General features: G+C 65.9%; 10 protein-coding genes. 4 read left to right on the top strand and 6 right to left on the bottom strand.

All coding sequences use genetic code 11. The annotated features are described in order from the left end of the window. Positions 1-3 precede the first annotated feature (3 nt). The 4 genes from ABZX61_RS32640 to ABZX61_RS32625 all read right to left on the bottom strand — a co-directional run bounded on the left by ABZX61_RS32640 (position 4) and on the right by ABZX61_RS32625 (position 3486). Positions 4-885 carry a carbohydrate ABC transporter permease gene (locus tag ABZX61_RS32640; protein WP_355199976.1) on the bottom strand — a complete coding sequence of 294 codons (882 nt, stop codon included), beginning with the start codon at positions 883-885 and terminating at the stop codon, positions 4-6. Beyond that, complete coding sequence (locus tag ABZX61_RS32635; protein ID WP_355199975.1) at positions 878-1753, bottom strand: sugar ABC transporter permease; 876 nt, start codon at positions 1751-1753, stop codon at positions 878-880. The genes ABZX61_RS32640 and ABZX61_RS32635 overlap by 8 nt, the downstream gene beginning before the upstream one ends. Before the next feature lie 42 nt (positions 1754-1795). Beyond that, on the bottom strand, positions 1796-3049 hold the full coding sequence (locus ABZX61_RS32630) for an extracellular solute-binding protein (RefSeq protein WP_355199974.1): 1254 nt from the start codon (positions 3047-3049) through the stop codon (positions 1796-1798). 131 nt (positions 3050-3180) lie between these two features. After that, a complete protein-coding gene (locus ABZX61_RS32625; protein ID WP_355199973.1) occupies positions 3181-3486 on the bottom strand; it encodes a hypothetical protein in 306 nt (101 codons plus the stop codon). Between the two features lie 212 nt (positions 3487-3698). On the opposite strand from ABZX61_RS32625, the gene ABZX61_RS32620 reads away from it, so the two are divergent. Next, the gene (locus ABZX61_RS32620) at positions 3699-3830 is read left to right on the top strand and encodes a hypothetical protein (RefSeq protein ID WP_355199972.1); all 132 of its coding nucleotides are present in this window, start codon (positions 3699-3701) and stop codon (positions 3828-3830) included. A 173-nt stretch (positions 3831-4003) separates the two neighbouring features. Next, positions 4004-5320, top strand: a complete 1317-nt coding sequence (locus ABZX61_RS32615; RefSeq protein ID WP_355199971.1) for an IS1380 family transposase — start codon at positions 4004-4006, stop codon at positions 5318-5320. Between the two features lie 195 nt (positions 5321-5515). On the opposite strand, the gene ABZX61_RS32610 is transcribed toward ABZX61_RS32615, so the two are convergent. Then, positions 5516-6085 (bottom strand): hypothetical protein, encoded by a 570-nt coding sequence (locus ABZX61_RS32610; protein ID WP_355199970.1) that lies wholly within the window; start codon positions 6083-6085, stop codon positions 5516-5518. Then, the gene (locus ABZX61_RS32605) at positions 6076-7725 is read right to left on the bottom strand and encodes an RHS repeat-associated core domain-containing protein (RefSeq protein ID WP_355199969.1); all 1650 of its coding nucleotides are present in this window, start codon (positions 7723-7725) and stop codon (positions 6076-6078) included. Before ABZX61_RS32605 ends, ABZX61_RS32610 begins: the two co-directional genes overlap by 10 nt. 1562 nt (positions 7726-9287) lie before the next feature. Between ABZX61_RS32605 and ABZX61_RS32600 the strand changes: the two genes are divergently transcribed. Further along, positions 9288-10025, top strand: a complete 738-nt coding sequence (locus ABZX61_RS32600) for a hypothetical protein (protein WP_355199968.1) — start codon at positions 9288-9290, stop codon at positions 10023-10025. Between the two features lie 2 nt (positions 10026-10027). Further along, the gene (locus tag ABZX61_RS32595; protein WP_355199967.1) at positions 10028-12814 is read left to right on the top strand and encodes a PQQ-binding-like beta-propeller repeat protein; all 2787 of its coding nucleotides are present in this window, start codon (positions 10028-10030) and stop codon (positions 12812-12814) included. Positions 12815-13436: the final 622 nt, after the last annotated feature.

Genomic DNA, 13436 nt, shown 5'->3' with positions numbered 1-13436 from the left:
GATCTATCCCTTCAGACCGGCGTTGAGGTTCAGGGAGCTGAGGAAATAACGCTGCGCCGCCAGAAACAGGACTGTGGTGGGGATCATCGCCAGCACGGCGCTGGCCATGAGCTGCCCCAACTTGGAGTAGTCGCCGAACATGTTCTGCAACAACAGCAGCCCGGCGGTGATGGGCATCCGCTCGATGTCGTTGAACACGATCGTGGGCCACAGGAAGTCGTTCCACGAACCGGTGAACGAGAACAGGAAGACGACGATGAGGACCGGGCGGATACTCGGCAGGATGACCTGGGCGAAGATCCGGAAATCACCTGCCCCGTCGACGCGGGCGGCCTCGTCCAGTTCACGCGGCACACCCGCCATGAAGCTGCGTACCAGGAAGACATTCGCCACACCCGCCAGACCAGGGATGATCATGGCGAGCGGCGAGTTGACCCACCCCAGAGTCTGCACGATCTTGTACGAGGGGATGAGGTTGACGACGCTGGGGAACAGGGATATTCCCAGCAGCGTCAGGAACAGAGCGTCCCTGCCGGGGAAGCGCATCCGGGTGTAGCCGTATCCGGCGAGGGCGACCACGACGACGGTGAGCGCGGCGTGCGAGGTGGAGATGACCAGAGAGTTCACGAACCACTGGAGCACCGGATAGCTGGAGGCGCCCTCGACGAGGGTCACGTAGTTCTCCGCGACCCAGTGCGCCGGCAGCAGGCTGAAGCCCGAGTAGGCGATCTCGGTCGCCGACTTGAACGACGTCGCGATCGAGTACGCGATGGGAAGCAGCCATACCAGGGCGAGCGCGGCCAGCGCGACGTAGCAGATGATCAAACTCGTACGCCGCCGCAGGCGCCCGCCGTCGCCCGGCGGCACTGTCATCGATTCAGCCACGGATCCCCCTGTACATCACGGAGAACTGAACCGCCGAGATGAGCATCAGCACCACTCCGAGCAGCATGGACATGGCGGCGGCCATCCCGGCGATGGACGCTCCCGTACCGAAGGCGAGGTCGCGAATGTTCATCATCAGGACCTTGGTGCTGCTGTTCGGCCCGCCCTTGGTGAGCATCATGGGCTGACCGAACACGTTGAAGCTGCCGACGGTCGTGAGGACCATGGTGTAGAGCAGGGGGAACCGGATCGAGGGCAACGTCACGCTGAGGAAGCGCCGCACCGTGCCCGCGCCGTCGATCTGCGCGGCTTCGTGAAGCTCGCGCGGTACCGCGGAGATCGCCGATCGGTAGATCACGAGGTTGCCGCCGATGCCGGCCCACACGGTCAGGACGAAGATCGTCAGCCAGGCCCACGGCTGTGTCGTGACGAAACTGATGTCGGTGCCCAGGAGGTTGTTGAGCGGTCCGAGTTCGCGGTTGAACATCAGGACCCAGGCGATCGCACCGGCCGAGACCGAGATCAGCCCGGGGATGTAGAAGACGCCTTGGAAGAATCCCGCGCCCTTGAGGTCCTTGCGCGACAGCCCGGCGGCCAGCAGCAGCGGGATCACGATCAGCAGCGGGACGGAGACGGCGACGAAGATCAGCGTGTTGACCAGGCCGTTGACGAACTGGTCGTGGAACACCGACTCGGAGTCGAACAGGATCTCGTGGAAGTTGTTGAAGCCGACGAATTGGGGGTCGCCCAGGAGGTTCCACCGGGTGAAGCCGATGTAGAGGCCGTACACGCCGGGAAGGAGACCGAACACGGCGAACAGCACCAGGTGCGGACCGATGAAGGGCGCCGCGCGAAGAGCACGTCTCATCGCCTGCCCCCTCGGTGGCCCAAGAGGGTGACGCGCAGCGGGTCAGTCACGCTTCGTTCCCGCGGCGTCGGCTTCGGCGATCTTCGCTTCGATCTCCTTCTGCATCGTCTCCAGCCCTTGGGCGACCGGGACGCGGCCCCAGACGATGTCCTTGCTGTGGGTCCACAGCGCACCCGAGATGAAGCCGGCGTGCGGCGTGGCGTCGATCTTCAGCATGGACTGCTGTTCGGAGGTGGCGGTGAGGAAGGACTGCGGGTACTTGGCGTACTCGGGGCTCTCGAAGACCTGGCGGCTGGCCGGGATCTGGCCCGAGTCGGCCCACTTCAGGGAGTTCTTGCGCACGAACTCGACGAACGCCGCCACCGCCTTGTCGCGCTCCTTGCCGCGGTTGCCATCCTTGAGCTGGACGAACTGGTGGGAGCCGAGGACGTTGACCGGCTTGTCGGGCGACATCTGAAGAGCGTTCGTGAGCCCGAAGTTCAGGCCCTTGATGGCGCGGTGGCCGCTGAGCCCCCAGGTGCCGTCGGGCAGGAAGAGAGCCTTACCACTGTTGAACACCTGCATCGAGTCCGAGTCCTCGGGCGCGATGAGCCCATCCTTCTGAAGCTGTACCAGCTTGCTGTAAACAGTGGTGAACTGCGGAGAGGTCATCTCGACCTTGCCGGGCTGAGGTTCGGCACTTCCGCCCAGGTTACGCACGCCGGCGTCCACTACGCCCGGGATGAACAGGCCGGCGAACGCGTAGGTATCCGGGGGAAGCTTGCCCTTGAGGGTGGCGAGCTCGTCGAGCGTGATCACCTTGTCGTCGAGGAAGTCTTCAGCGTCGTACTTGGCGACCAGGTCCTTGTTGTAGTACATGATCACGCCGTGGAGGTCGAGCGGGATGCCGTACGACTTGCCGCCGACCGTGCCGGCGTCCCACGCCGTCTCCTGATAGTTGTCACGCTTGAGCTGGGGCTGGGCAGCCGTGAGAGTCTCGTCCGTCGTCAGGACTCCAGCGCCCGCGAACTCCGGGATGCGCGCCGCGTGCATGATCATCACGTCGGGAATGTCGGCCTCGGCGTTCACCACGCTGTAGACCTTCGTGTACAGGTCGGCTTCGGCCATGGGCTGGAAGGTGACCGGATACTGGGGTTTGGTGGCGTTGTAGTCCTGGACGATCTGGCGCATGTAGGCGCCGTCGTCGCCGGTGAGCGGGTTCCAGAAGGTCAGCGTGTTGCTCTCGCTCGAAGAGCAGCCGGTGAGCAGCGCGGCGACCATGGCAGCGGCCGCGAACGCCTTGGGAGTTCGTCTCATTGCGTGTTCTCGCTTCGATGGGGACCTGGCGACGTGGGGGGAGTGAGGCGCATCACTTTATCGATCCATGTATCGATAAAGTGAGGTAACTTTATCGATACATCCTGAGCTGTCAAGGGGCCCCGACCAGTTCACGGCCCGCAGAGGAAGCAGCGGTCATCGCAGCCGCTGCGGTTGATCGCCGAGGATCCGAGCACCAGCCCGATCCCGGTGGCCGACGCGCTCGCGAGTCGCGCAGCACCTTGTTGGGCGTCAAACTCGCGCGTGGGTTGAGCTGGGGTTTCACCAACCGAGCTGGGCGGCTCGGCGATACTCGTTGATCGCTCCTCCAAGTATTTTGTGGCGTTCGATCCGGCCTTCCATTGGCACCACCACATGCTCATCGTGATCAGGTGGTCGTTGCCCACGAGCCTGATGCGGCCGATGTCGATGGCCACATGAGTCATGGCGCCACGCCAGGTGGCGGGCTGGGCCGTCAGCCAGGCGGCCACCACGGCCGAGACGCGGCCCTCAACCTGGCCCAGCAGCCCGTGGCCGCCGTGCCCTGGTCCACGCCGCCGCCACCCGCACGGCGCTCAATAATCTTCATCACACGTTTCGCGGCATCTCTAACGAAAGATCGATCAGCGACAACCACAGCCGCTTCCTCATGGAGATTGGCAGCTTCATAGGTCCGATTGGCGCCGCCAATCCAAACAACGTCTGGCACAAGGAAAAGGCCAGTGAAGCCTTCATCGTCTTCGTAAGTGCCACCCAGCACGAGCATCTTGGCATGAAGTAGTGCTTTGGTCTGGTTGTCACGTTTCCTGTGTCCATAGACCCGCAGAGGGCCGAGCGAAAAGTGCCTTTGAACTGGGAGGATGGGGCTTGTCGAGAGTCCCGTCCGCCCCAGACCAGAAGGCACTTTTCAAGCGAAGAGTATCGCTTCGCGCGGCAAGATCACCGCATCCGCTGATGCGCGGGCTCCTCTCTCACGCGGGTGCCCTGCTGCTCCTGCAGACGCTGCGTGTCACCGGCCTGAACCGGGCTCTGTCCGCGCAGTTGGAACGCTGGCGGCCCGAGCGCGCGATGCACGACCCCGGCAAGATCGTGGCCGACCTGGCCGTCAGTCTTGCCATGGGCGGTGACTGCCTGGCCGACATCGCCCTGCTGCGTGCCCAGCCCGACGTGTTCGGCCCCGTCGCCTCCGACCCGACCGTCTCCCGGCTGATCGACCGGCTCGCCCGCGACGAGGCCAAGGCGCTCAAGGCCCTGCGCGCGGCCCGCGAGCATGCCTGGGACCTGGCCGAAACGATGGCTCCGGGCACTGACGGCGAGCTGATCCCCCTCGACCTCGACGCCACCATCGTCATCGCCCACTCCGACAAAGAAATCGCCCACTCCGACAAAGAACACGCCGCGCCGACCTGGAATCACACCTTCGGCTTCCACCCCATGACGGTCTTCGCCGACCACGGCCCGCAAGGATCCGGTGAACCGCTGGCCATCGTGCTGCGGCCGGGCAACGCCGGCTCCAACACCGCCGACCACATCGAAGCCACCCGCCTGGCCCTAGCCCAGCTCCCCAAGCACCGCCGGCGCCAGGTGCTGATTCGCACCGACTCCGGCGGCGGCACCCACGAGTTCCTGACCTGGCTCACCAAACCCGGCAGGCGGCTGTCCTACTCGATCGGGTTCACCCTGACCGAAGAGATCCAGCAGGCCGTCCTGCGCCTGCCCATCAGCGCGTGGACGCCCGCCTACGACGCCGACCGTCAAGTGCGGCCCGGCGCCTGGGTGGCCGAGCTGACCGGCCTGCTCAACCTGTCCACCTGGCCCAAAGGCATGCGGGTCATCGCCCGCAAGGAACGTCCACACCCCGGCGCCCCGCTGCGTTTCACCGACCTCGACGGATGCCGCGTCACCTGCTTCGTCACCAACGCCAAACGCGGCCAGCTCGCCGACCTGGAACTACGCCACCGCCGCCGGGCACGCGCCGAAGACCGCATCCGCTGCGCAAAGGACACCGGCCTGGCCAACCTGCCGCTCCACTACTTCACCCGCAACCAGATCTGGTGCGAGTTCGTCGCCCTGGCCTGGATGCAGATGCTGGCCCTACCCGGCACCGCCGCCCAAACCTACGAGCCCAAACACCTGCGCCTGTCCGCGGTGGCCGGACGGCTGGTGCGCGGTGGCCGACGTCTGCGCCTACGCATCGCCGCCCAATGGCCCTGGACCGGCGACATCCTCACCGCTTGGACCCGCCTGCAAGCCCTGCCGTCCCCGACCTAATCAGCCACAAGCTGTCCCTACGACCAAGAAAGGGAACGCCCGCGGGCCCGTGGAACCCCGCCCACCCGACGCGACAGCCGGGCCAGCATGCTACCCACAGCACGCAGTTCGACCTTCAGCTGGACCGCTCAGCCGACCACACCTTGGTCACGAAAGATCGAGGTTAGATGCCCGAGCGGCCGACAAAAGTCCCTGTCACTCCTTGGGGCAGGAGGAGAGCCCGTAGGCGCGGAACTCGGACTCGGACATGGTGAAGTCGACCGCTCCCTTCGTCTCGCTGCTGTATTTCGTCCGGAGGATGCGGCCGGTCCTCAGGTCCTTGAGCGAGGCCGCGTCGAACTCGGCGTTCCACAAGGCCGTCTTCCGCTCGCTGGACCAGGCGTCCACCGAGTAGAACCCGGTGAGGGGCTTCTTCTTCACGTCGACGGACACGAACCAGCCGTCCGGCGGGTGACGCAGGTCAATATAGGCCAGGTCTCCGGTGAGCGGCTTCGTCGACCGGATGATCATCCGTCCCCGGCCCACGTCGTCGGCGGCCGGCGACGTGTTCGGCTTCTGCTCGGGCCTGATCGTGATCGAATCGGGCGGGGCGCCGCACCAGGTGAGAGCGACCACCGGGTCCCCCTCGTCGTTCACGGAGACGCCGACGGCGCCGTACCGAGCGGGCGAGGTGGGGGCGCAGCCGGTCAGGCCGGCGACGACCACCAGGGCCGCCGCCGTCGAGTGCGCGATCGCCGGGCGCTTTCGGCCGCCGTTCAGAGACATTGTGAATAGCCTCCTCTTTCCCACCCGGCCTCGGCCTCGAATCCGTTCTGACAGGGATCCTGGCCTTCCTTGGCGTAGGCCACGGCGAAGGCGAGCGGATTACCGGTCAGCGCGTAGTAGTAATACCGCTGCTTGGTGTGGACCTTCTCGTGCTCGATGAGCCCGGCGCTGATCTTCGAGCGGTCCTTCTCCGGGGTGAAGTAGACGCGGCCGATCGTCACGCCGGACCGGTCCTTAGGAAGCCCAGGAAGCTGCGCGCCGGAGCAGACCATCATGCGATACAGGTCGTCGCATTTCGCGCCCTTCAATTTCGCGTACGCCATGACGATGTCCTCGATCTCCTGGACGGTGTCGACCCCGAGGACCTTCGCGATTATATGGACCGGCAGGAATCCGAGCGCGTCCTTCAAGTCCTGGTCCTTGACGACCGACGAGAGGACCGACTGGGAACAGGCCGTCTCCTTGCCCCCCTTCTTCCTGCAGGTGCCGTACGCGTCGGCGCGGTTGTCGCAGCGGGCGTCGTCGGCGCCAACGTCCCTGCAGATCGAGTAGACGTCGGCTCTCGACTCGCAGCTGGCGGTGTCCACCTTCTCGCGGCGGCACCCGAGGAACACCTCGCCCGCGCCGCCGCACACGTCGCCGGCGTTGCTCTTCTTCCGGGTGCCCAGGCAGTCCACTTCTCTCTCGTACGCCTTGTTGCAGTCCTGGGCCCGGTCCCCGGACTTGCGGCAATCGCTGTAATCCTCGTTCGCCCAGGTGCACTTGGAGTGGTCCAGGCCCTTCACACCTCGGCAGTCGGTGTACTTGTCGGAGATGTCTCTGCACAGTTTCCGGCTGTCGCCGCCGTTGCGGCAGCTGTCGTACCTCCTGCTGGAGTCGACGCAGGCGCTCCGGTCCGCGGAGGTGTCGGCCCGGCAGTCACCGAAGACGTCCTTCTGCTCCTGGCAGTCCTTCTGCTTCCCGCCGCCCAGGCGGCAGCTCTTGTACCAGCCCTCCGCCTCCTTGCAGCCCGACTTGCCGTAGTCCGTCCTGCAGCGGTTGTAGTCCTTCTTGTTCTCTCCATCCACGCAGGCGCTCTTCTTCTTCCCCTTAAGTCCGTCCCAGCTCTTGTGACCGTCGGGGTCGATGTTGGTCAGCGGATTGTCGTTGGCGTAGGCGTAGCGGTTGAGCTGCACCGACGGGTCGGGACTCTGGGTGAGGGTGTCCCCGGAGACGAAGCCGCCCGTGGTGGGCTGGTACCAGCGGGCGGCCATGCTGACCTTGCCGCTGACCGGGTCGGTGTAGCCGCCCTGGTAGCCGAGGGTGTGGGCGGCACCGGTACGCGTGACGACCTCGCCGAACGGGTTGTAGGCGACCGAGTCGGCCAGCGAGGTTCCGGTCGCGGTGAAGGTGCCGACGAGGTCGCCGCGCAGGTCGCAGAACGCGAGCTGGGCTCCGGCCCCGTCCGACAGGCCGAGGGTGCGGCCGAGGGCGTCGTGGCCGAACATCGCGGTCTTGGCGCCGGTGGCGGCGTCGGTGACGGTGACCAGGCTGTTGCTGGCGCCGTCGTTGGTCATGCGCTCGGTCTTGCCGGCGCGCGTGCGGGTCTCGACGCGGTCGAGGGCGTCGTAGTCGTAGGTCACGTCGTCGTCGACGACCATGCGGTCGAAGGCGTCGAACTTGGTGATGCGGACCTGCCGCCGCCTTCCTCGGCGAGGGTGCCGCGAGCGGTGTAGGTGTAGGTCCAGCCGTCTCCGGAGGTGAGGCGGTTGCGCTCGTCGTAGGTGTAGGTCTTGTGGCCGGCCTTGACGCGGTTGCCAGCCGCGTCCCAGCTGGCTGTTCGACAGCCGCTATGAATCGACCCGCTTTCCTGCCCAGGTGCTGAACGGCCCGGCGAACCGATCGTGCACACTCGCGTGGCTGCGTCAGCACGATCCGGCCGGCGACAGCTGCGACATCCTTGACCGGACCTTCTTTGTGCGAGTGACCAGGACGGATGTGCAGCGGCCAATCAGTAAGAGAGAGCGCGGTTGCTTCCACAGGCTGAGCGCGGCGGGATGTGATACGCCGTCTCCGCTGACACGTCGTGTGACGCGCTCGGACATGTCCACCACATGTCGGCCTCTCCTGGACGCACCCGAATGGGCCGCTCCTGCCACCGCTACCCGGCGACAACGCTCCGCTATGGTGGCTACGCCCAGGTTGTGGGAACGAGAATGTTGGCGCCTTCTTCCCCGAGCGTGGTGCGAAGCCCATTGGCACTGCCGCGGCGTATGCCCATCACTTCCTAGTGAGCGGGTCGTGAGTATCAGGGACACCACATGAGGTATGTCTCGTTTCAGATTGACTGTGCGGTGGTGACGATGGCTGGCTGCTGAGGTCTGCTGGAGAGATGGCAGACAGCAGTCGAGCAGTTCCCGCTGGCCTTCGTGCTCTGGGTAGCTGACCGGCCGTAGATGGTCCCCCTCTTCGAGCGGCACCGACGTTGGCCAGTCGGGGGTTATGGTCCACCCGTACTCGTACAGCATGTTCGGCAGGTAGCCGGGCAGCCGCTTGTGCTCGATCGTCAGGGTGCAGGTGGTGTGGTCGTAGCAGGCTATGCCTGTTCTCACAGCGAGTCTCCCCTGGTTGCGGCAGGGTTGAGACAGTCTCCGCACGCGAAGGGCGTTGCAACGAGGCAGACCTGTGGATCCTCAGCCCGCCACGGGGCCGCCACGGTCGCCGGTGGCTTCGACGAGCCCTCCGAACATAACGGAGGTGGCTGACAACCCGGTGGGCTCCTGGGCTGCGTTCGGCCGCCAGCTGCGGCTGAGAGCGATAGCTGGCCTCTGGGCGTGACAGCTGGCCACGAGTGCCTGGAGGTGTGAACGGGCCCAGAAGATCCATGAAAGGGCGGCGTTATCTCGCTAACGATCAGCGTTCTGGCTGAGGTCGTACCGCGCTCCGGGGATCCAGCACGGGACGCGAAGCGATCCCGTCGGCGATGGCAACTCCGCTGGCGGCGGTAATGCCTTGTGCTACGCAACACCGCGATGGCTGCGCCGATATACAACCAGGGAGGAACGACCGGTGGGGGACGTTCATGGCTAAAAGGCGCCGTGGCAAGAGTAGGAAAACTCAAACGAATCCCGCGCCACCCCAGGACCAGGAGGCAGCGGGGGCGGGGGCGGGGGCCGGGCGGTGGAAGGGTGTGCGGGCGTGGCTGGCTGGGATCTTGAGTGCGGTGATCATCGCCGCGGTCGGGGTCGTGTTCGCCACCTGGTTCAACGCCCGTGGACTCGAGGCAATCGACAAGGTCGGCGGCGAGCCCGCCATCAAAATCGGTCACGTGGCCCTCGAGTACTCCAAGCGGGACATCGCGCTGAGGGAGCCGGTGACCGACGCCAGAGAGCGGGCGATCCTCCTGGGCACAGGAGCAGCCGACTCCCAGCGAAACGCCGTCCTGACCCGCCATCAAAGAGCCCTGCTCGACCACGCGGACATCACCGTCGTCCTCATCGGCAACCGCACCAGTCTGCGCATCGTCGACATCGAGCCGCGCGTGCTCACCCGCGAACCCGTCTCGGACGGCGCGCTGGCCTTCCTCAGCACCGCCGGCGAAGTCGACACCATCGAGCTCGCCGCCGATCTCGATGCGCCGGCTCCTCGATTCACCACCGTGAAGGATCGGGACGTCTCGTACTTCAGGAAGAAGCAGATCGATCTGAAGTGGGACGAACCAGTCACACTGTCCTTGTCGGTCACGGGGAAGAAGTGGTACTACGAGTTCGATTTCCTGGTCACCGTGCTGGCGGAGGGCCGGATTGAGAAGATAGAGGTCAAGGCGCCCGACAAGGGCCCGTTCCGGCTGACCGGTTTCGCCGGCTCCTACCGCTCCTACTACGACGGGACCGCGAACGGCGACTGGCAGCCGATCTCGCAAGATGAGGCCTGCACGCGGCGAAAGCTCGAAGGATGTTGACCGTGCCGCGGCGTCGCACGGTCGCCGTCCTGCTCGCGATGGTCGTGGTGGCCTGCTCGACCGTGGCAGCGGACGCCCCGCGACTCTCGATCGTGCCCGTCGAGTGGCGTGCGACATGGTCGATGCCCGTCGACCTGGATATCGGCGGGACGCCGACCCTTGATTTCGCGACCCCACTCATCGCCGTGTCGGATCGGGCGGTCGCCGTGGCGAGCCGGCAGGGCAGCGTGACGGTTCACGATCCGCGTACGGGCACGCTGATGCGCACCATCCCGGCCGCCTCAGGGCTTCCCTCATCCGTGAGCGGCGTCTGGATCGTGACCGGGACGCTCGTCGTGTCGCGGGGGACGCGAGTCGCCGCCGGCCACACTCTGTCCGGCTACGACCTGCTCACGGGCGTCAAGCTGTGGCAGCGCACGATCATCGTCTCCCTGCAGTCCCCAACGCAGGACGCCGGCCTATACGACGGCCCTCGGATCATGGCGACCGAGCGCGGCATCGTGGTCGTCGAGCGCTCGTTCGAGCCCCTTGCCATCCACGCCCTCGATCCGCGGACCGGGGCGACCACCGCGCGGATGACTCACCCACGACGCTGCCACGTGCGGGGCGCCGCCACGGTCCGTTCGGTGATGCTTTTGAGCTATTGCTTGGAGACTCGGTTCCAACTCGCCTCTTTGGATCCGCATTCGCTGCGCTACGAATGGACGCGCCGGCTGTCCTCCTTCCCCCCGCCGGTCGACGGCTCGCCTGGCGACGACGAACCGGAGCTGGGCAGCCCTCCTGATATGGACATCGAGAGCGGCGCGGACGGATACGTCTACGTCTGGGGAGGCAGCGACGCGCTCTTCTATGCGGCGGACGGCAGGTTGTTGTCCACCGTTCGGGAAGCCGTCGAGGTCACCGACTCCAGCCGTTGGAGTCTGCCCCTGTTCGCTGGGTCAAACCCCACTGTGGGCGAGGAGGGGGAGCTCGTTCTGCACAGCAAGTGGCCGATGCCCGCGTACTTGCTGTCTCTGGACACCGTCACCGGCCACCTCGGCGGACTGCCCATCGACATACCTTACGAGTTCGCGTCCCTTGCCGGAGCGACCCGGAGCATGGCATTCGTCTACAGCGACATCGCCAAGACCGAGTGGATCAGTGCGTACACCCTGGTGCGCGGGCTGCCCACCGGTCCCGCCGTGTTCGGCGGCATCGCACCGCAGGCCTGGCCGGACGCTTGCGCCCTGCTGACCGAACGCGACCTACGAACCGTCGGGGACGGCTACCGTGCCGTGCCCCTGGGAAACGACCGGGCGGGGACGAGGTTACCCAAACCCCCGCAGTGTAACTGGGTACCGTCCAGGGACGATGCCGCGGTGATCTCGCTTTCAGTGGACTGGGTCTCCCCGTCGAACACGGTCGCCCGCAAGCTGTTCGCCGCCGAGGCGGACGATGTCAAGAACAGCAGCGCCCTGCCGCCCGCCCGCTTCGACCCCAGCACCGAAGGCCCGGGTTTCCTCACCTACGGTGTGACCGGGCCGAACGGAGATAGCGGCGGGACGATCCTGACTGTGGGCCCTGTCGTGGCCACGCTGCACTCCTCCTCGCGGCTGGCGGTGCGGCTGCTCTCCACGCGACTGCGGGACAACCTGCTGACCCGGTACCGGCCGGGCGTCCGCGCCACGCCGCCCGCGAACACCGGTCGCTGGAGCTACCCGACGGACTCAGCGATCGCGACCAGGCCGGTGGTGGTCCATGGCGTCGTCTACGTCGGCAGCGACGACGGCAAGGTGTACGCGCTGGACGCCACCACCGGCACGGCCCGATGGAGTTTCCAGACCGGCGAGTCCATCAGCGACGAACTGGCGGTGACGGGCGGGGTCGTTTACGCGATCAACGCCGCCGGCAAGACGGTGGCGCTCGACGCCGCCGGCGGCGGGAAATTGTGGATCCGCCGGACCGGTGCGAGCCTCGGCCCCGTGGCGGCGGAGCGCAGGGTGTACATCTCGACGGACGACTCGGAAGTCGTCGCGCTGGACGCCGGCACCGGCAAGGAGCAGTGGCGGTTCCGGCCCGCCCGTACCGTCCTCGAACACCGCCTGATCCCGGGTGTCGTCCCCTTCGGCCCGGTGGTGGCCGGTGGAGTCGTCTACGTCGGCGGCGACCACGGCATGGTGTACGCCCTGGACGCCCGGTCGGGCGCTCAGCGGTGGAGGTTCCGGCCCGTTGACCCCCAGGCCCGTATGGAACTGGTGGTGGCAGGCAGAGTCGTCTACGCCTTCAGTACGGACGGCAAGGTGTACGCGCTGGACGCCGCCACCGGCACGGCCCGATGGAGTTCACGGCTCGGCTCGCGCATCTTCGACCGGCTCGTGGTGGCGAACGGCATCGTTCACCTCGGCGGCACGAACGGGATGACGTATGCCCTGGACGCGGCCACCGGCAAGCGACTGTGGAAGTTCCGGGCCGGACACGGCGGCCAGGACTACGAGTGGTACCTCGCGGCGGCCCGGGGAGTCACGTATGTCAGCGGCGCCGACAGCAAGGTGTACGCACTGGACGCCTCCTCGGGAGCGACCCGCTGGAGCTTCCACGTGAGAGGCGGTGTCGGCTCCCACCCTGCGGTGGAAAGGGGCACCCTATACGTTGGCGGCCGCGACGGGACGCTTCATGCGCTGGACGCCGTATCCGGCGCCCTCCGGTGGAGCTTCGAGACCGGCGGCTTCGGCGAGTCCACCGCAGTAGTGTCCAACGGCATGGTGTACGTCGGCAGCGCGAACAGCATCCTGTACGCGTTGCCAGCGTGAGGTTTCTCCCGCACCTTGCCCGGCGGCGCCGTGGTGTCCAGGGCTATGATCTGACCCGGCCGGTGCAGCCGGGGAAACTCACCTCTGAGAGTCTGACCATCGGATTAAGTAGTCGAAGTCCCCAGAATTCGTGCGCGAGCCCTAGCGACGTTTGAGACAAGGTATTCTGTACATGTTTAGCAAATCATTGGCGACGCGCTGATTTCGATAAATCAAGTGTTGGCCACCAACGCGATCGAACGTAAAAACTAGATCAAACTTCGTCTCGACTCGTCTCGAAAGCGCAGATATCGGAGTTGCGAGCACTGCGGCCATCGGATTTGAAGCAAGATCTTTTAGTGTCGCGCAGCGACGTTGGATGATGGTTCGTCCCGCCCCAGCGTACTTCGCGTGTTAGGCGGTGCCGGGTCCTGACGGCGTGTGACGGGGCGGACGAGCTCGCACCGAGCACGCCGGACGCCCTAATGTGATCATTGCCGGTGGTGCCACACAAGGAAACCTGTACCCCAAAACACTCCGGCACTACGTATAGATGACGGGCGCCGTGCTCGGCACGTGCTCCAACATCCGAACGCTCCGTCAGGCGCCCCCATAGGCAAGTTATCTTCCGACCTGTGGAGGA

Source organism: Nonomuraea sp. NPDC003709, assembly GCF_040610775.1.
Classification (GTDB): domain Bacteria; phylum Actinomycetota; class Actinomycetes; order Streptosporangiales; family Streptosporangiaceae; genus Nonomuraea; species Nonomuraea angiospora_A.
Note: the sequence above shows the minus strand (reverse complement) of the source record. Positions and strands in the feature narration are given on the sequence as shown.